Genomic DNA, 17226 nt, shown 5'->3' with positions numbered 1-17226 from the left:
CCCTTCGCGCCCACCGTTTGCACGGGGACAGGGGCGGTCGATGGCGGGGGCCGGTTCACCTGGGTGCGCCCAAAGCCGGCGACCGATGCGCTAGGCTGCGCGCCAGTCGAGGCAAGGAGCTGGACATGGCCGCTGCAACACAGGACCTGGAGCGTTTCGTGCGCGATGCGCTGGCGCAAGGGCAGTCCCGGGCGCAGGTGCAGGCCATCCTCGCGCAGGCGGGCTGGCCGCCCGAACAGGTGCGCAGTGCGCTGTCGACGTATGCCGATGTGGACTTTCCCGTGCCGGTGCCGCGCCCGCGGCCGTACCTGTCCGCGCGCGAGGCGTTCTTCTACCTGGTGCTGTTCGCCACGCTGTATCTGTGGGCCTTCCACACCGGCAGCCTGCTGTTCGACCTGATCAACTATGCCTTTCCAGATGCGAGTACCTACGACGCACCGTGGACGCGCGGGCATCAGTCCATGCGCTGGTCGGTGGCCTGGATTCTCATTGCCTATCCGGTGTTCCTGCTGGTGGCGCGCAAGCTCTCGCGCGAGCTTGCGCACAGCCCGGTCAAGCGGCTGTCCGCCGTGCGCCGCTGGCTGACCTATTTGACGCTCTTCATCGCGGCGACCACCCTGATCAGCGACATGGCGGTGCTGGTGTTCAACGTGCTGGGCGGCGAGCTGAGCGTGCGTTTCGTGCTCAAGGTGGTGGTGGTGGCCGCCATCGCCGGCGGCATCTTCAGCTACTACCTGCTGGACCTGCGCCGCGAGGAGGTGGAAGCATGAACACGCGTCGCTTCGGACAGGCCCTGCTGGTGGCGGCCACCTTGCTGATCATCGCCACGGTGATCGCCGCGGTGGTGGTGATGGGCACACCCACGCAGCAGCGCGTCATGCGCCTGGACGAGCGCCGCGCCGAGGATCTGAAGCGCATCGTGGCAACTGCGCGCAGTCATGCCGACGAGACTGGCGCGCTGGCAGCGGACCTCACCACGCTGGCGACCAGGCCGGGGCTGCGCCTGGCCATCATCGACCCGGACACGGCCCAGCCCTACGGCTACAAGGTGCTCGACGCGCGCCGCTTCGAGGTCTGCGCCAGTTTCACCACCGATACGGCCAGCGAGCAGGCACCGGCGCGCCGGGAGAATTGGCTGCATGGCGCCGGGCGGCAGTGCTTCACCCGCAGCTGGACGCCGGAATCCGAGAGCGATGAGAAGCACGCAGCGGATCAGGCTGCGGCCGCCTACTGAGCCCGGCCCGGTCGCGCGCCAGGCCCGCCACCCGGCCTGTGCGGAAGGTGACACTTGGCACTACGCGCGCCGGGCGCGGCGCGCCATCCTGCACACCACCTTTGAAGGGAGTTCGCCATGCCTGCCCACGCCATCGCGCCGCTGACCCCGTACCTGTCGGTGGCCGCCATCGCCTTCATCTACTACCGGCGCATCCGTCGCAGCTTCGGCCGCCAGCCCTGGCAGCCGGTGCGCGCGGGCCTGCGCCTGGCGCTGCTGGCGCTGGTGGCCGGACTGCTGGCCTTTGCCGCCTACGGGCTGCCGGGGGTCGCCCCGGGCATCGCGCTTGGCGCGCTGGCGGGCGCTGCGCTCGGCGCGTTCTCGCTGCGTCACACCCACGCCGAATGGTCCGATGCACGTGGCTGGTACACGCCCAATCCATGGATCGGCGCCGGCCTGATGGTGCTGCTGCTGGCGCGGCTGGCCTGGCGCTGGGCCGATGGCGGCTTCGGCGGGGGCGGCGCGATGTCCGGCACCCAGGCCAGCCCGCTGACCATGGGCATCGCCGCCACGCTGGTGGTGTACTCGCTGGTGCACGTCGGTGGGCTATGGTGGCGGATGCGCCAGCTGCGCCTGCGGTCGGGCGTGGCGCAACCCACGACGGTGTCCTGAGAGCCGGCATCGGCCTCCTTGAACCTCTCTGATCGTTGACACCCGCATGGCCACGTCCATGGGCAAGGTGAACTTCAAGGCGAAGCTGCTGCGGCCAGCAACGCCCGAACACGCCGACTGGAGCTTCCTCCTGCTGCCGGCGGCCGCCACCGCCAAGCTGCCCACCCGCAGCATGGTCAGCGTGGAAGGCACCCTGGCGGGCGCGTCGTTCCAGGCCACGCTGGAGCCGGACGGGCAGGGCAGCCACTGGTTGAAGGTGGACGCCACCCTACGCCGCACGGCCGGGGCCGAGGTCGGCGACACGGTCGCCGTTTCGATGGCGCCGGTGTCCGAAGAGCCCGAACCCCAGGTGCCTGCCGATCTGCGCCAGGCGCTGGACGACAACGCCGCCGCGCGTGCGACCTGGCACGACATCACCGCCATCGCGCGACGCGACTGGATTTACTGGATCGTCTCGGGCAAGAAGGCCCAGACCCGCATCAAGCGCATCGGCGTGGCCTGCGACAAGCTGGCCAAGGGCCAGCGCCGCGCCTGCTGCTTCGACCGCTCAGGCATGTACAGCAACAGCCTGGGCGCACCCAAGGCCGCGGCCGACTGACCGCTCGCGCAGTGGCGATCAGTCGCCGGTGCGCATCCGCAGGGTGGTCTGGCGCAGCAGCGCGGCGTGATCGATCCACGGTAGCGGCATGGCCTTGCCATCGATCTCCACCGCCTTCACCGAGGTGCCCTCACCCTGCCGCTCGATCGTGAGGGTGCGCCCGGGCTGCGGATGCAGGCGCACGCGCGGGAAGGCCGGCACCGCGCTGACCACGTAACGCGGCTGCCCCAGCACCAGCGGATACAGGCCCAGCGAGTTCCACACATACCAGGCCGACATGCAGCCGGCGTCGTCGTCCATGCCGTCGGCAAAGCCCATCGGCTCCAGGGCAAAGCTGCGCCCGTGCCAGGGCGTCTTGCGGTTGCCCTCGTTGGCGTAGGCGTGATCGATCGGCTGGGTGAGCAGTCGCTCGACCAGCGCCTGGCCGCGCGCCGGCGTGGTGGTGAGGGCATACATCGCCGGGACCTGGATATCCGGCTGGTTGGTCATGTTGTAGCGGTTCTCGTCGAAGAACTGCCGCAGCTGCGCATCGAAGCGCGCCGGACCCAGGGCCTGACCGCGCAGCCAGTCCAGGTCGAACACGCCGGCCCAGCGGTATTGCCACAGCGTGCCCTGGTACAGGCCGCGCGCACGCACGGTGTCGAAATCCGGGGCGATGTCGCGGAAGACCTGCAGCCACATCGGCCGGTAGGACAGCGCGCGCTGTTCGAAGTCGCGCGCGATCCGGTCCTGGCCCAGATCCTTGGCCAGCTGCCACACCGCCCAGTCGTCGTAGGCCGCTTCGATGATCTGGTCCGGCGTGGTGCGTTGCAGGCTGGCGCTATCGGCCGCCATGCGCGGCAGCAGCGCCTTGGCATCCACGCCACCCACGCCCTTGCGCAGGAAATCCAGCAGGGCGATGCCGGCGTGTTCGGTGCGCACGGTGATGAATGGCTCGGTGCGCGTGGACCACTGCGGCTTGCCGATGGCGTACAGCTCGGCCAGGGAGGCGGCGATGTCGGCGCTGCGCTGCGGGTCGATCAACGCCAGCAGCGGCAGCTGGGTGCGGTAGTTGTCCCACACCGCCCAGCCCGAGTAGCGGTGATGGCCGCGTTCCACCTGGCGCACCACGCCATCGGCGGCGCGGTAGCGGCCATCGACATCGTCGATACGCGAAGGCGACTGCAGGGCATGGAAGAGCGAGGTGTAGAACAGCGCGCGTCGCTGCGCATCGCCGCCCTCGATCTCGATGCGCGCCAGCGCCTGGCGCCAGGCCTGGCGCGTGGCCGCCTGCACCTGCTCCAGCGACTGTGTGCCCAGTTCCCTGGCCAGCACGCGCGCGGCCGAGTCGCCATCGACAGTGGAAAACGCGCTGCGCAGTTCCACCGTATCGCCGGCGGCGACCTCCAGCGCGAAGCGCAGGCGCTGCTGGGCATCGGGGCTGGCCTGGTCGCCGAGCGGGCGGCCGTTGTGCCGCAGGGCGCTGGCGAACCACAGCCGGTACACGCCTTCATCGCACACGGTGCCGCCCTGCAAGGCGCCACGCAGCGCACCGGCCTGCGTGGAGTCCCAGCGCGCATCGATACGCTTGGCGTAGCTGTGCATGGCATCCAGGGTCACCACCACGCGTCCGGCGCGTGGCAGGGTGAAGCGGGCGATGCCGGCGGCGTTGGTGGCGGCCAACTCGGCCTCGATGCCGTCGCGGCCATAGCGCAGGCGGTAGCGGCCGGGCGTTGCCACCTCGCTGGTCTTGTCGATCGGCGCCGGGCGCGTCTCGTCGCCGGCGTAGTCCACACGCACCAGCAGGTCGCCGCCGCCACCGCCGCAGCCCACGCCCACCGCGCGCGTATGCGAAAAGCCACGCAGCAGCCCATCGGCGTAGTCGTAGCCCATGTGATTGCCCGGCTGCGTGTCCGGGCCCAGCTGCACCAGCCCGAAGGGCACGCTCACCGCTGGCGTCAGCTGCCCATGGTCGCCCTGGGTGCCCACCAGCGGATCGACCAGATCCACCGCCGAGGGCTGCGCGGCCGCGACACCGGTGGCAGGCAGCCAGCTGCAGCACAACAGGCACAGCGACAGGGACACACGCGGGAACAGGGCGGTCTTGCGGGCAGGCAGGGACATCGGCACTCACTGCGGACGGGCGCATCGCCAGCGGCGGTGGCGGCCTCGGGGGCGACATCCTCGCAGATCGTTGTTGCAGGCGATGGCATTGCCGCGCCGGGCCGGGCGGCTGGCCACAGGCGCGCCGCTGGCCGGGCGGCTTCAGGCAGATGACCGCGGACCGAAGCGTTCCATGGCCGGGGCGCAGACGCCCGCGGGCCGGTCCGGTACCATGCCCGGCCTCTCGGGCTTACCAGGCTGGATCTTCGGGCATGAGCGATTCGGACAACACCCGCGGCGGGGTCAGCCGCGACCAGGCCGAGGAGGCGGTGCGCACCCTGCTGCGCTGGGCCGGCGAAGACCCGCAGCGCGAGGGCCTGCTGGACACGCCCAAGCGCGTGGCCAAGGCCTACGGCGACTGGTTCAGCGGCTACCAGCGCGACCCGCGCGAGTACCTGGCCCGCACCTTCGAGGAGGTGGCCGGCTACGACGAGCTGATCGTGCTGCGCGACATCGAGTACGAAAGCCACTGCGAGCACCACATGGCGCCGATCATCGGCAGGGTCCACGTGGGCTACCTGCCCGACGGCAAGGTGGTGGGCATCAGCAAGCTGGCGCGCGTGGTCGATGCCTACGCCCGGCGCTTCCAGGTGCAGGAGAAGATGACCGCGCAGATCGCCCAGTGCATCCAGGACGTGCTGCAGCCGCGCGGCGTGGGCGTGGTGGTGGAAGGCGCGCACGAGTGCATGACCACCCGTGGCGTGCACAAGCGCGGGGTCAGCATGGTCACCAGCAAGATGCTGGGCGCCTTCCGCGAGGACGCGCGCACCCGCGCCGAGTTTCTGCGCTTCATCGAGGCCGGCGGCAAGCGCTGAAGCCGCCCTGCCTTCCCCAAAGTACGCCCGCGAGGCCGCCATGCCTGCATCCCTGCGTCGTCCGGTCATGACCGATCCCGCTGCCCAGGCCTGTCCCTGCGGCAGCGGCGCCAGCTACGCCCGCTGCTGCGGCCCGCTGCACGAGGGCGCCGAAGCGCGCGACGCCGAGGCGTTGATGCGCTCGCGCTACAGCGCCTACGTGCTGGAAAAGCCGGATTACCTGCAGCGCAGCTGGCACGCCTCCACCCGCCCGGCGCAGCTGTCCACCGACGATGACGCCATCGCCGGCACCACCTGGCTGGGACTGTCGGTCAAATCGCACCGGGTTACCGGCGCGGACACCGCCGAGGTCGAGTTCGTCGCGCGCTTCCGCATCGGCGGCGCCTCGGCCCAGCGCATGCACGAGCGCAGCCGCTTCGTCCGTGAGGACGGCCACTGGTATTACCTGGACGGCGAAGTCGGCTGAATCCTCAGTTGCTAGTGCAGGCCTGAGAAGGCCTCGGCTGTGCGGCAGGCCAAAGTGTCGGTGGAGATGTGGCCATGGACTCATGGACATGTACCGTCCTGGCCAGAGCTCCTCCCCAGCGTAGCCACCGGCCTGCTCTTCAAAGAGCGACGTGTTGGGCAGAAGATTGTGGGAGCCCCTGTGGGACCACTTGTGGGAGCGGCTTCAGCCGCGAAGAGGCTTTCCCGGTAAAGCCCCTTCGCGGCTGAAGCCGCTCCCACAGTGCTCACCCAGGCTCTCCTACAGGTGTTGCAGCAGCCATCGCGGCGCATCATCTTGCTCACTCCTCACTCCTCACTCCTCACTCCTCACTCCTCACTCCTCACTCCTCACTCCTCACTCCTCACTCCTCACTCCTCACTCCTCACTCCTCGCCTCCCCCGCCGCCGCACTACAATGCCCGCGGCCCCGGACACGGGCATCGCCGCGCCCTCGCCTGACCATCCGCAGACCCCTCATCGTCCATGACCTCTGTCCTGCCCGAGAAACGCCGCGCCGCGGTGATGTTCGTGTTCGTGGTGGTGCTGATCGACGTGCTGTCCTTCGGCGTGATCATCCCGGTACTGCCGGGGCTGGTGCGCGAGTTCAGTGGCGGCGACTACGCGCACGCGGCGTACTGGGTGGGGGCGTTCGGCTTCCTGTTCGCGGCGATCCAGTTCGTGTCCGCGCCGATCCAGGGCGCGCTGTCCGACCGCTACGGGCGGCGTCCGGTGATCCTGCTGTCCTGTCTTGGGTTGGGACTGGATTTCGTGCTGGCCGCGCTGGCGCCCTCGCTGTGGTGGCTGCTGGCCGCGCGCATCATTTCCGGCGTGTTCTCGGCCAGCTTCAGCACGGCCAACGCCTACATCGCCGATGTCACCGCGCCGGAGGGCCGGGCCAAGGCCTTCGGCATGCTGGGGGCGGCCTTCGGCCTGGGCTTCATCGTCGGCCCGCTGGCCGGCGGCGCACTGGGCGCGCTGGACCTGCGCGCGCCGTTCTGGCTGGCCGCGGGCCTGGCCCTGCTGAACTTCTGCTACGGCCTGTTCGTGCTGCCCGAGTCGCTGCCGCCCGAGCGTCGCAGCGCGCGTTTCGACTGGTCACACGCCAACCCCATCGGCTCGCTGGCGCTGCTGCGGCGCTATCCGCAGGTCGGCGGCCTGGCGGCGATGGTGTTCCTGGCCAACCTGGCGCACTACGTCTATCCCAGCATCTTCGTGCTGTTCGCCGAGTACCGCTTCGCCTGGAACGAGATGCAGGTCAGTTGGGTGCTGGCCGCTGTGGGCGTGTGCACGGTGATCGTGCAGGGCCTGCTGGTGGGCAAGGTGGCGCCGCGCTTCGGTGAGCGCCGCACGCTGCTGTTCGGCCTTGGGTGCGGCGTGGTCGGCTTCCTGATCTACGGGCTTTCGCCGACCGGCGCGCTGTTCCTGGTCGGGCTGCCGATCAGCGCCCTGTGGGGCCTGGCCAGTCCGGCGGCGCAGTCGCTGATCACCGCGCGCGTCGGTGCCGACGTGCACGGCCGCATCCAGGGCGCGCTGATGAGCCTGGTCAGCCTGGCCGGCGTGGCCGGGCCGCCGTTGTTCGCTGGCGCGTTCGGCTGGTTCATCAGCGAGACCGCGCCGATCCGCCTGCCGGGCGCGCCCTGGCTGATCGCCGGCGCGCTGCTGGCCTGCGGTTGGCTGGTGGCCTGGCGCGCGGCGCGCGTGCCGCCTGCTTCCCCTGTCTGATGGAGCCGAGTTGCCGATGAGCCTGAACCTGACCGAAGACCTGCTGCATGGCGTGCCCGTGCTGCGCCTTGAGACCGCGCATTGCAGCGCCGCGTTTTCGCTGCATGGTGGCCAGCTGCTGTCCTGGGTGCCGGCGGGTACCTCCGAGGTGCTGTGGCTGTCCCCCATCACCACGCGTCCGCCCGGAGCGATTCGCGGCGGCGTGCCGGTCTGCTGGCCGTACTTCGCCCGCCAGGGGCAGCCGGACGATGCCGTCCAGCATGGCTTTGCGCGCAACACGCCGTGGGAGCTGGAAGCGGCCGTGCTCGATGCCGAGGGCGTGGCCGAGCTGCAACTCTCGCTGCCGATCTCCGAGGCGGTGCCGATGCGCCTGCGGCAGCGCTGGCGCCTGGGCAGCGAGCTGTCGCAGGAACTGACCAGCACCCACGCAGGCGCGGAGACGCTGCGCTTCACCGCCGCCCTGCATACCTATTTCCGCGTCGGCGATGCCACGCGTGTCCGCCTGGATGGTCTGGACGGTGTGCAGTACGACAACAAATACGATGGCCGGAGCTATCGCCAGCAGGGGGCGTGGTCGCTGTCCGACCCGCGCGACCCGGGCCGCAGCGATCGCATCTATCACCCGGCCGGCGGCGACTACCGGCTCCACGATCCGGCATTGGGCAGGCAGCTGGCAATCACCACCGGCGGCAGTGCCTCGGTCGTGGTCTGGAACCCGGGCGAGGAGGGCGCGCGCGCGATGAAGGACGTGGCCGACGCGGACTGGACGTCCTTCGTGTGCATCGAAGCGGCCAACGCCATGCCGGATGTGGTGACCCTGCAGCCCGGGCAATCGCACACATTGTCCCAGCGTGTGCGCGTGCTGCTGGAGACCTGACCTGCCGCGATAGGTGCGGCACTCGTGGCAGTGGGCCTCTGCCACAGCGGTGTTTGTATAGGCGGCTCCAGAGCGCCTGGAAGCAAGGCCGAAGGCACTGGGGGGGCGGCCAAGGTGGCCTAGGGCCATCAGCCGCGAAGAAGCGTTATCGGTGAAGCCTCTTCGCGGCTAGAGCCGCTCCCACAGGAGTCGCTCCAACGTACGGTCTCGGTTGGCGGGTCTTAATCATTCTCGACGTGGATGATGCTGCCGTCGGTGGCGGACAGATGCACCTCCACGTCCTTGCCGTCGGCACGCTCGGCCTCGGCCTTCCACAGGCCGTCGTCGAAATCCACGTCATGCACGTTGGAGTAACCGGCGGCGGACAGCTTGGCCTTGATGTCGTTCTCGCTCAGCTGGGACACCAGCGCCTCGGCGTAGATCTGCCCGCTGGCCGGATCCACCCGCACATCCACGCGCTTGCGGTTGCCGCTGGTGGCGTCGGTCTCCCACATGCCGTCCTCGAAATCCAGGTCGTCGATCTCGGTGTAGCCGGCCTTGGTGAGCAGCTCGCGCACCTGCGGCTCGGTCATCGACTTGCCGGTCTTGGTGGTCTGCGCGAAGGCGGGCAGGGTCAGCGCCATCAGCGGCGCGAGCAACAGCGGTGCGAAGTGACGGTGACGCATGGGTCAGTCTCCTGTCGAAGGTGGCGCGCACGCTGCCACAGGCCATCTCAGCGGCGGATGAATTCACGGCGCGCCTACGGCTGGCTCATCACGTCTTCACAATGCGCGCGCCACTAGCGTCTGCCGGCGTTGGCCCGGTGTCGCGCGACTGCTAGGCTTCCGGGCCGCCTCCACCCACCGATTCGAACCGCTCGCAGCACCGATGATCTCAGCGCCTGTCGACACCGCCCCCCGCGCCGCGCAGCTGCTGCGCGAGGCCACCCACGCGGCGCACCGCGCGGTGGAGTCCCTGCCGATGCAGCAAGAGCTCAGCGCCGGCACCCTGGACCGCGCCGGCTATGCGACCACGCTGCAGCGCCATCACGGGCTGCTGGCCCGCTGGGAGCGGGACCAGTCTGCCTGGCTGTCATCCCTTCCAGCACAGGGCTGGACCTACCGGCCTCGCGTCCCCGCACTGCAACAGGATCTGGCGCAACTGGGCGCGTCGCTCGACCCGGTGCTGGCCGCCCCCCTGCTGGCCGATAGCGCGGCCACCCGCTGGGGCATGTTGTATGTGGTGGAAGGCTCGCTGCTGGGTGGCCAGGTGATCGCGCGGCAGCTGCGTCAGCACCAACCGGTGCTGTCCGGCGCCTTGGCCTATTTCGATCTGGGCAGTGCCGACCCAAGCCTGTGGCGCCACTTCCAGCAATGCCTTGACACCGTGCTGACCGACGGCGACGCGCGGCAGGCCGCCGTGGAGGGCGCGGTGGCCATGTTCGGTCAGTTCCATCGCCACCTGAGCCAGGAGACCGTGCAGTGAGCGCCGCCACCAGCCCAGGCATGGACCAGGAAGCCATGGATGCCTGCGCGCGCGAGCCGATCCACATTCCCGGCCACGTGCAGCCCTACGGCGTGCTGCTGGTCATCGACCCGGACAGTGGCCGCATCGTGCAGGCCAGCGCCAATGCGGCCGCGCTGCTGGGCGTGGCGCCGCAGGCGGTGCTGGGCGCGTCCTGGCAGGACCTGCTGCAGGTGCAGGGGCCGCAGCCTGCGGATGTGGCGCAGCAGGCCGGGGCCTCGATCGGCTATGCCGGCGCGAGCTTCCCGCAGCGGCAGACGCCGCCCGATCGGGACTGGGTGGCGGCCTGGCATCTGTACCCGGGGCAGTGGCAGGTGGAACTGGAGCCGCGCGAGGCCGACCGCATCGAAGTCAGCCTGCGCGATGCGCTGCCCATCGCGCGCCTGCTCGAGCGCGACGACTCGATCCTGGAAGCGAGCCACCGCGTGGCCCGCGAGATCCACGGCACGCTCGGCTACGACCGCGTCATGGTCTATCGCTTCGACGAGTTCTGGAATGGCGATGTCATCGCCGAGGCCTGTCGGCCGGAGCTGGAGACCTACCTGGGCCTGCACTACCCGGCCACCGACATTCCTGCCCAGGCCCGCGCGCTGTACCTGCGCAACCGCGTGCGCCAGATCGCCGATGTGGGCTACACGCCGGTACCGATCGAGCCGACCCTGCATCCTCACACCGGCCAGCCGGCCGACCTGAGCGATGTCACCATCCGCAGCGTGTCGCCGATCCACGTGGAGTACCTGGGCAACATGGGCGTGGGCGCCACCCTGGTGACCTCCATCGTGGTCAACGACGCGCTGTGGGGCCTGATCGCCTGCCATCACGACAGCCCGCATTTCGCCAGCCATGCCATGCGCGATTTCGCCGATGCGCTGACCCGCGCCCTGGCCGGGCGCATCGGTGGCCTGCAGGCGGTGGAGCGCGCACGCAACGAAACCGCGCTGCTCACCGTGCGCGAGAAGTTGATCACCGCCTTCAACGACGCCACCACCATGACCCCGGAACTGCTGGGCGACCTGGCCCCGGAGCTGCTGGACGTGGTCGATGCCGATGGGGTGGCGGTATTCCACGGCGAGCAACTCACCCGCTATGGGATCCTGCCGCCCGCCGATGACCTGGCCCGCATCCGCGAGCACATCGAGCGCAACGACTACAAGAACCTGCGCGAAGGTGCGGTCGGTGCGCTGCACGTGGATCAGATCGGCAAGACCTTTCCCGCGCTGGCCGATCTGGCGCCGATGGCCGCCGGTTTCATCTTCGTTCCGTTGATGGCGCAGTCGCGCAGCGCCTTGCTATGGACTCGGCGCGAGCAGATCCAGACCATCAACTGGGCCGGCAACCCGACCCTGAGCAAACTGCGTGACATCCCCAACGCACGCCTGTCGCCGCGCAAGAGTTTCGAGCTGTGGCAGGAAACCGTGCGCGGACGCGCGCGCCCCTGGTCGCCGCTGCACCTGGAGGGCGCACGCAGCCTGCGGGTGCTGATCGAGCTGATGGAGCGCAAGCGCTACCAGCAGGACTTCACCATGCTGGAGGCCTCGCTGGTACGGCTGCGCCAGGGCGTGGCGATCATCGAGCAGGCCGGCGGCGAGCAGGCGCCGCTGCGGGTGGCCTTCGTCAACCCCGCCTTTGCGCGGCACACCGGCCTGGAGGCGGCCGAGCTGATCGGACGCGACCTGGAGCGGCTCTACGACGCCGACTCCTCGCCCGAACAGATGGCCCAGGTGCAGGCGCAGCTGCGTCATGGCCTGGCCGCCTATGCCAACCTCAGGCTCAACGTGCAGGATGGGCCGGCGCAGGCCTTCCGCTTCGAGTTCGAGCCGCTGCCGAGCGGACAGGGCGAGGCCCGGCACTGGCTGCTGCAGCTGCAGGACGCCGATCCGGCCTGAGCTTCGAGGAACGAGTGGAGGGGGGAACGAGGAACGAGTTGAAACCTAAGCAGAACCTGCCGTCACTCGTTCCTCGTTTCTCGTTTCTCTTTCCTCTTCCCCCCGTTCCTCCCCGCTCGCACGCTGGCGTTCTCGACGAAAAAAAGCCGGCGCATGCGCCGGCTCTTGCGTGCTGCCCCGGGCCTCAGCGGCCGGTGATCTGCCGGGCGTACTTGGACAGGACCTTCATCTGCGGGCGGGCGTTGCCGGCCTTGTCCGGCTGCACCAGGAACGGATAGTTCTGGTTCCACCACGGGCCCGCGGCCCAGTAGCTCCAGCCGGCCCAGACATCGCGGTTGTCCTGCATGTACTTCAGCATGTTCTCCAGCGCGGCCATGCAGGTGGGGTTGTCGGCCGCGCCGAACTCGCCCAGGAAGCCGACCTTGCCGTTCTTGCGCAGCCAGCTGGTGAAGCTGGCGAGTTTCTCCGCGCCCACGGTGGCGCTGACGCACTCGGGCTTGGTGCCGCTGTAGTCGGCATCCAGGTACTGATGGACCTCGTAGATGACCTTGTTCTTCGGGTCGCGCAGGCCGACCAGCGCATCGCCATTGGAGGGGCTGGCGCCGGCGGCCTTCATCCAGCTGTGCGCGCCGGTCCAGGCATTGCCCGGCACCATGATGACGTTATCCGCCCCGGTGGCGCGGATCGCATCGACGCTGGCCTGGGCCACCTGGGCCCACTCGCTGCTGCCGATGTTGTTGGGCTCGTTCATGAGCCCGTACATCACCTTGGCATTGCCGGCGAACACCGGCGCCAGGCGCTTCCACAGATCGGCCAGGGTCGAGGCGGGCAGTTCCTTACCGACGATCTTGCCGTTGAACTTGGCGTAGTTGTGCACGTCCAGCAGCACGATCAGGCCGTTGTCGTTGGCGCGCTGCACGGCCTGCTTGATCAGGGTGAGCTGGGCGTTGTCCAGCGGACCGTTGGCGGTCGGTTGCAGGCGCTCCCACAGGAACGGCAGGCGCACGATGTTCATGCCCTGACCGGCGAAATAGGCGTAATCCGACGCGCCCGGATAGGTGTAGTCCTTGAACAGCGTGCCCGGCTTCTTGCCGGAGTTGAACTCGGCACCGGCCAGGTTCACGCCGGCGTACTTGAGCTTGCCCTGCGCCAGGGCGGCCGGCGCGGCGAAGGCCTGCCAGACCAGGACGAGCCCGGCCAGCAGCCAGGCGGTGGATCGGGAACGGGCGTGCATGAGGGTCTCCGCAATGTGGGGATGTGCCGATGGCGAGGAAGACATCGCCTGCCTGGCGCAGAACTTGATGGCCCGTTAGGCCGGCGTGAACAACCTGGGACGTGCCTCACCTGCGCGACGTGGACGCAGGTCTCACTGCCGTAGCCCAGGTTACTGCGCGATGGCGCAGCCCACCAAGACAACACGTCGCGCCGTGCAACGAGCGGTCAGCTTTGTGGGGTGGATCACGTCGCCGCGCGCGGACGCAGCGCCAGCGCCGCCACGCCGCCGGCGAGCAGGCCCCAGAACGCCGAGCCGATGCCGGCCAGGCTCAACCCCGAGGCGGTGACCAGAAAGGCGATCAACGCCGGCTCGCGCCAGCCTGCGTCCTGCAGCGCACCGCTGAGCGCGTTGGCCAGCGTGCCCAGCAGGGCGATGCCGGCGATGGCCATCACCAGCTCCTTCGGAAAGGCCGCCAGCAAGGCCACCACGGTCGCGCCGAAGACGCCGACGATCAGGTAGAACACACCTGCCCACACCGCCGCCACATAACGGCGCCGCGGATCCGGGTGCGCCTCCGCTCCCATGCAGATGGCGGCGGTGATCGCGGCCAGGTTCAGCGAGAACGCGCCCCACGGCGCCAGCACCGCGTTGAGCGCGCCGGTCCAGCCGATCAGCGGCGAGACCGGCACCTGGTAACCGGAGGCGCGGATCACCGCCACCCCGGGTACGTTCTGCGAGGCCATGGTGACGAAGAAGATCGGCAGTGCCAGGCCGAGCAGGGCGGCCAGGGAGAAGGTCGGGGTCACCCACACCGGCGCGGCCGGCGCCAGCGGCAGGGTACCCAGATGCAGGATGCCCTCGGCAGCGGCCACGGCCAGGCCGGTGAGCAAGGTGAGGATGACCGCGTAGCGCGGCAGCAGCCGACGCGCCAGCAGGTAGACGGCCAACATGGCCAGCACCAGCACCGGCTGGGTCTTCACCGCCACGAAGGCCTCCAGCCCGAAGCGCAGCAACACTCCGGCCAGCATGCCGGCGGCCAGCGGCAGCGGGATGCGCCCGAGCATGCGCTCGAACACGCCGGAGAACCCGACCAGGGCCACCAGCACCGCGCTGATCACGAAGGCGCCGATCGCATCGGACAGCGGCAGCCCGCTGCTGGTGCCGGCGAGCATCGCCGCGGCCGGCGTGGACCATGCGGTCACCACCGGCACGCTGTAGCGCAGCGACAGCCCGATGCAGGTCAGGCCCATGCCCAGGCCCAGCGCCAGGATCCACGAGGTGATCTGCGCTTGGTTCGCCCCCACCGCCTGCGCAGCCTGGAACACGATCACCGCCGAGCTCGCAAAGCCCACCAGCACCGTGACGAAGCCAGCCGCCAGCGCGGACAGCGAATGCTCGCGCAGCAGGCGCGCAGGAGAGATGGCGGACATGGTGAACCGCTCGCGTGGGGAATCGTTAGCTTATCGACTGTGTTCAGCTTCGCCGAATCCGGTTTCAACTGCGACCAGCTCGCGCGAAGCCTGTGCCGCTACGGACCAAGTGGCGCGCTCTGCCAAAACACGGCGCGCACCGCAACGGCGATCCCGCAGCGCACTTGCGACCGCTCCCCGCCGTTCGGCGCGGTAACCCGCTTGCGAGCAGCGAATCGGAGTGCGTGCTCAGGCGCTGACCTGCCTGGGTCGACGCAACGTGGGCCAGGCCTGGGCAGTGAACAGCACCTCCAACCAGGCCATCTGCGGCCGTTGGCGCAGCCAGGCGATCGTCCAGGGCACGCACACGCCGATCATCAGCAGCATCAGGAACATGAGATCGCCATCCTGTCCCAGCCTGCGCAGCAGGTAGCCCAGCACGACGTAAAGCGGGAAATGCACCAGGTAGAACACGATGGAGTTTCGACCGACGAAGCAGATCAGGTCCGAGCTCTTCCGGTGCAGGCAGGCCTGCGTGGCAAGGCGGAACAGCAGCGGCATGCTGAGCAGGACCAGCGGCAGGTAACCGTGCCATGTACTCGAATAGTGAAAGCGAAACGCGCAGCCGACCAGCGCGCAGCACGCCAGCGAAGACACCAGCAGCCACGCACGTCCAGCGTGCGAGGCAAGCGCTCCCAGGAAATCGGTGTACCGACTTCCGACGTGGAAGAAGATGAAGTAGTAGAAGAAGTCCGAGCTGCGACCCGGCACCTCGAGCAGCAGCTGCGAGATGACCAATGCGCAGGCACCAACCAGCAGCGGGGACAGGCGTTCCAGCAAGGGGGCCGCCACGAAATACAGCGTCAGGTCGTAGAGGAACCAGGTCAGCGCGGTGTTGCCAAGCGCGATGTCCATCATGCCTCGCCATGCGATGGGCTCGCCCTTGGCGAGGACCGAGCCGGCCTCGCGCAGCACGAAAATCAGCACGGACCACAGGATGAAGGGATACAGCAATCGCTCGGCCTTGCCGCGCAAGTAGGTGCGCAGACCCTTGCGCAGGCCACTGGCCACGAACATGCCCGAGAGAAGGAACATCAGCTCCATCCGCAGCGGGGCGACGGCGACATTCAGTGCATGGACCAAGCGCGCGAACGCACCTTGGGTCGTCGGAAGCCCGGCTCCGACCTCGGGGTAGGCCAGGAATGCGAACTGGTGTGCGTGCAACAAGACGACCATCAGCACGCTCATGCCGCGAAGCCAGTCGATCCAATTGGCACGCCCGCCCGCGGCGGCCTTGTTGACGCTGCTCATCCATGTCCCCTGTTGAAGCGCTCGCTCACCGACTGGCTTCGTGCGTCATGCGCGCGCTGGTACCAGGCCACAGATTGCTGAGTCGAGTGTGAAACGTATCACAGATAACGCGTGATTTCACGCAGCCTGCACATGCCAAACCGGGTGCGATCAGGCGCGAAATCTTGGAAGGGGCCCGGGCCGTCGGCAGCGCAATGCGGAATTACCCGGTGCGTTCGGCTTCGGCCAGGCCAGCTTCGAAGGCGACCCGTTCGCGCGCGGGCACCATGGCGGTCGTGCGTTTCGACGGCGGCAGGCAAAACAGCAGGTCCAGCATGCGCATCGACGGTTGCGCTCGCGCCCAGCTGAGCGCGGCAGGCAGCGCGATGCCGGCGGCGAGCAGTACGAAGAACAGCACCACATCGTCATGGATCAGGCGCGAGGCAAGGAAGGTCAAGACGATGAACAGCGTGAAGTGCACCAGATAGAACACGACGGAATTGCGCCCCACGTAGGCCAGCGGCGCCGACAGCGGGCTGCGGGCCGCAAGCATCGCCAGGGCAACGATGGCCGGCAGGCTCGCCAGCACCAGGGGCAGGTAGCCCCACCAGGTCTTGCTCAAGCTGGTGGTCAGGGCCACCACGCCCAGCACACCCAGACAGAGCGCGGAGGCAATCACGCCGACGCCGCCCCAGCGCGTGGCCGGGTTCCAGCCACGGCGGGCAATGAGATCGCCCGCGACGAAGTAGGCGAAGTAGTACGCCATCTCTCCGTAGTGCGACCAACCGGCGCCATCCAGAATCACCGACATCGCCACTGTTGCGGCGATCACCATCCACGCCGGATAGCGCCGCAGCAGCGGGATCAAGAGAAAGAACAGGAACAGGTCGAAGAGGAACCAGGTCGGGGCCGCGATACCAGCCAGCAGGTCGATCAAGGTCTGCCAGGCAACCGGTTCGCCCTTGATTACGGCCGAGCCGCCCTCGCGCACGACAAAATTGACCAGGCACCACAGCAAGAATGGATACAGCACGTTCCGGAACTTCCCGGACAGGTAGCGCGCCGGCCCCTTGGTCAGACCATGGGCCACGAACAGGCCCGAAAGCAGGAACATCAACTCCATGCGCAGCGGCGCGAACAGTTTGTTGATCGTGCCCACGGCCTGGATCAACAGCGGGCTTAGGGCCGAGGCGGCACTGGCGCCCTCCGCGCTGACGGCGAAATGATGGGCATGGGCCAACACGACCAGCAACACGCTCGCGCCACGCAGGACATCGATCCAGGCTTGGCGCGGAGCGCTTGGGCGTTGCACAGGCTGCACGTGGCATCTCCGTTGCCCGGATGCACCGCTTCCCCCTGAAGCGTGTTCAACAACACCCCGGCTTACCGGCCTCTGA

At 68.8% G+C, this 17226-nt stretch carries 16 protein-coding genes; 10 read left to right on the top strand and 6 right to left on the bottom strand.

Translation table 11 applies throughout. The features are described 5' to 3' along the window. The first annotated feature begins 125 nt into the window (after positions 1 to 125). The 4 genes from EPA99_RS08925 (at position 126) to EPA99_RS08910 (ending at position 2483) form a co-directional block, all read left to right on the top strand. Positions 126 to 770, top strand: coding sequence for a DUF5671 domain-containing protein (locus tag EPA99_RS08925; RefSeq protein ID WP_129470874.1), 645 nt, complete (start codon positions 126 to 128; stop codon positions 768 to 770). Next, on the top strand, positions 767 to 1234 hold the full coding sequence (locus EPA99_RS08920) for a hypothetical protein (protein WP_129470873.1): 468 nt from the start codon (positions 767 to 769) through the stop codon (positions 1232 to 1234). Before EPA99_RS08925 ends, EPA99_RS08920 begins: the two co-directional genes overlap by 4 nt. A gap of 117 nt (positions 1235 to 1351) precedes the next feature. Beyond that, positions 1352 to 1885: a CcdC protein domain-containing protein gene (locus EPA99_RS08915; RefSeq protein ID WP_129470872.1), complete on the top strand. Its 534-nt coding sequence runs from the start codon at positions 1352 to 1354 to the stop codon at positions 1883 to 1885. 46 nt (positions 1886 to 1931) lie between these two features. Continuing rightward, positions 1932 to 2483 (top strand): YdeI/OmpD-associated family protein, encoded by a 552-nt coding sequence (locus EPA99_RS08910; protein WP_129470871.1) that lies wholly within the window; start codon positions 1932 to 1934, stop codon positions 2481 to 2483. Between the two features lie 18 nt (positions 2484 to 2501). Here EPA99_RS08910 and EPA99_RS08905 read toward each other — a convergent pair whose 3' ends face one another. Beyond that, positions 2502 to 4586: a glycoside hydrolase domain-containing protein gene (locus EPA99_RS08905; protein WP_129470870.1), complete on the bottom strand. Its 2085-nt coding sequence runs from the start codon at positions 4584 to 4586 to the stop codon at positions 2502 to 2504. 251 nt (positions 4587 to 4837) lie between these two features. Here EPA99_RS08905 and folE point away from each other — a divergent pair, with 251 nt between their 5' ends. From folE to EPA99_RS08885, 4 genes are all read left to right on the top strand, one after another. Continuing rightward, positions 4838 to 5440 (top strand): GTP cyclohydrolase I FolE, encoded by a 603-nt coding sequence (gene folE, locus EPA99_RS08900; protein WP_129470869.1) that lies wholly within the window; start codon positions 4838 to 4840, stop codon positions 5438 to 5440. A 40-nt stretch (positions 5441 to 5480) separates the two neighbouring features. Continuing rightward, positions 5481 to 5906, top strand: coding sequence for a YchJ family protein (locus EPA99_RS08895; RefSeq protein ID WP_129470868.1), 426 nt, complete (start codon positions 5481 to 5483; stop codon positions 5904 to 5906). Positions 5907 to 6409: 503 nt separating this feature from the next. Then, positions 6410 to 7648, top strand: a complete 1239-nt coding sequence (locus tag EPA99_RS08890; protein ID WP_129470867.1) for a TCR/Tet family MFS transporter — start codon at positions 6410 to 6412, stop codon at positions 7646 to 7648. Between the two features lie 16 nt (positions 7649 to 7664). Next, the gene (locus tag EPA99_RS08885; protein ID WP_129470866.1) at positions 7665 to 8525 is read left to right on the top strand and encodes a D-hexose-6-phosphate mutarotase; all 861 of its coding nucleotides are present in this window, start codon (positions 7665 to 7667) and stop codon (positions 8523 to 8525) included. 221 nt (positions 8526 to 8746) lie between these two features. Here the strand turns inward: EPA99_RS08885 and EPA99_RS08880 are convergent, their stop codons facing one another. Next, positions 8747 to 9190, bottom strand: a complete 444-nt coding sequence (locus EPA99_RS08880; RefSeq protein ID WP_129470865.1) for a PepSY domain-containing protein — start codon at positions 9188 to 9190, stop codon at positions 8747 to 8749. Between the two features lie 202 nt (positions 9191 to 9392). Here EPA99_RS08880 and EPA99_RS08875 point away from each other — a divergent pair, with 202 nt between their 5' ends. After that, positions 9393 to 9989: a biliverdin-producing heme oxygenase gene (locus EPA99_RS08875; RefSeq protein ID WP_129470864.1), complete on the top strand. Its 597-nt coding sequence runs from the start codon at positions 9393 to 9395 to the stop codon at positions 9987 to 9989. Positions 9990 to 10024: 35 nt separating this feature from the next. Next, complete coding sequence (gene bphP / locus EPA99_RS08870) at positions 10025 to 11914, top strand: bacteriophytochrome BphP (protein WP_129471109.1); 1890 nt, start codon at positions 10025 to 10027, stop codon at positions 11912 to 11914. Positions 11915 to 12098: 184 nt separating this feature from the next. Here bphP and EPA99_RS08865 read toward each other — a convergent pair whose 3' ends face one another. The 4 genes from EPA99_RS08865 to EPA99_RS08850 form a co-directional block, all read right to left on the bottom strand. Next, positions 12099 to 13148, bottom strand: coding sequence for a glycoside hydrolase family 5 protein (locus tag EPA99_RS08865; protein ID WP_129470863.1), 1050 nt, complete (start codon positions 13146 to 13148; stop codon positions 12099 to 12101). A 224-nt stretch (positions 13149 to 13372) separates the two neighbouring features. Then, complete coding sequence (locus tag EPA99_RS08860) at positions 13373 to 14560, bottom strand: benzoate/H(+) symporter BenE family transporter (protein ID WP_129470862.1); 1188 nt, start codon at positions 14558 to 14560, stop codon at positions 13373 to 13375. Positions 14561 to 14788: 228 nt separating this feature from the next. Beyond that, the gene (locus tag EPA99_RS08855) at positions 14789 to 15850 is read right to left on the bottom strand and encodes an acyltransferase family protein (RefSeq protein ID WP_129470861.1); all 1062 of its coding nucleotides are present in this window, start codon (positions 15848 to 15850) and stop codon (positions 14789 to 14791) included. Between the two features lie 202 nt (positions 15851 to 16052). Continuing rightward, a complete protein-coding gene (locus EPA99_RS08850) occupies positions 16053 to 17150 on the bottom strand; it encodes an acyltransferase family protein (protein ID WP_164978613.1) in 1098 nt (365 codons plus the stop codon). Positions 17151 to 17226 lie beyond the last annotated feature (76 nt).

The sequence above is a fragment of the Pseudoxanthomonas composti genome, from assembly GCF_004122095.1.
GTDB classification, from domain to species: domain Bacteria; phylum Pseudomonadota; class Gammaproteobacteria; order Xanthomonadales; family Xanthomonadaceae; genus Pseudoxanthomonas_A; species Pseudoxanthomonas_A composti.
Note: the sequence above shows the minus strand (reverse complement) of the source record. Positions and strands in the feature narration are given on the sequence as shown.

Bases quoted from the DNA above. Each gene is read 5' to 3' on its own strand.
- EPA99_RS08920 (WP_129470873.1), top strand. From the start codon at position 767: ATGAACACGCGTCGCTTCGGACAGGCCCTGCTGGTGGCGGCCACCTTG.
- EPA99_RS08875 (WP_129470864.1), top strand. From the start codon at position 9,393: ATGATCTCAGCGCCTGTCGACACCGCCCCCCGCGCCGCGCAGCTGCTG.
- EPA99_RS08885 (WP_129470866.1), top strand. From the start codon at position 7,665: ATGAGCCTGAACCTGACCGAAGACCTGCTGCATGGCGTGCCCGTGCTG.
- EPA99_RS08915 (WP_129470872.1), top strand. From the start codon at position 1,352: ATGCCTGCCCACGCCATCGCGCCGCTGACCCCGTACCTGTCGGTGGCC.
- EPA99_RS08890 (WP_129470867.1), top strand. From the start codon at position 6,410: ATGACCTCTGTCCTGCCCGAGAAACGCCGCGCCGCGGTGATGTTCGTG.
- EPA99_RS08855 (WP_129470861.1), bottom strand. From the start codon at position 15,850: ATGAGCAGCGTCAACAAGGCCGCCGCGGGCGGGCGTGCCAATTGGATC.
- EPA99_RS08895 (WP_129470868.1), top strand. From the start codon at position 5,481: ATGCCTGCATCCCTGCGTCGTCCGGTCATGACCGATCCCGCTGCCCAG.
- bphP (WP_129471109.1), top strand. From the start codon at position 10,025: ATGGATGCCTGCGCGCGCGAGCCGATCCACATTCCCGGCCACGTGCAG.
- EPA99_RS08865 (WP_129470863.1), bottom strand. From the start codon at position 13,148: ATGCACGCCCGTTCCCGATCCACCGCCTGGCTGCTGGCCGGGCTCGTC.
- folE (WP_129470869.1), top strand. From the start codon at position 4,838: ATGAGCGATTCGGACAACACCCGCGGCGGGGTCAGCCGCGACCAGGCC.
- EPA99_RS08905 (WP_129470870.1), bottom strand. From the start codon at position 4,586: ATGTCCCTGCCTGCCCGCAAGACCGCCCTGTTCCCGCGTGTGTCCCTG.
- EPA99_RS08925 (WP_129470874.1), top strand. From the start codon at position 126: ATGGCCGCTGCAACACAGGACCTGGAGCGTTTCGTGCGCGATGCGCTG.
- EPA99_RS08880 (WP_129470865.1), bottom strand. From the start codon at position 9,190: ATGCGTCACCGTCACTTCGCACCGCTGTTGCTCGCGCCGCTGATGGCG.
- EPA99_RS08860 (WP_129470862.1), bottom strand. From the start codon at position 14,560: ATGTCCGCCATCTCTCCTGCGCGCCTGCTGCGCGAGCATTCGCTGTCC.
- EPA99_RS08910 (WP_129470871.1), top strand. From the start codon at position 1,932: ATGGCCACGTCCATGGGCAAGGTGAACTTCAAGGCGAAGCTGCTGCGG.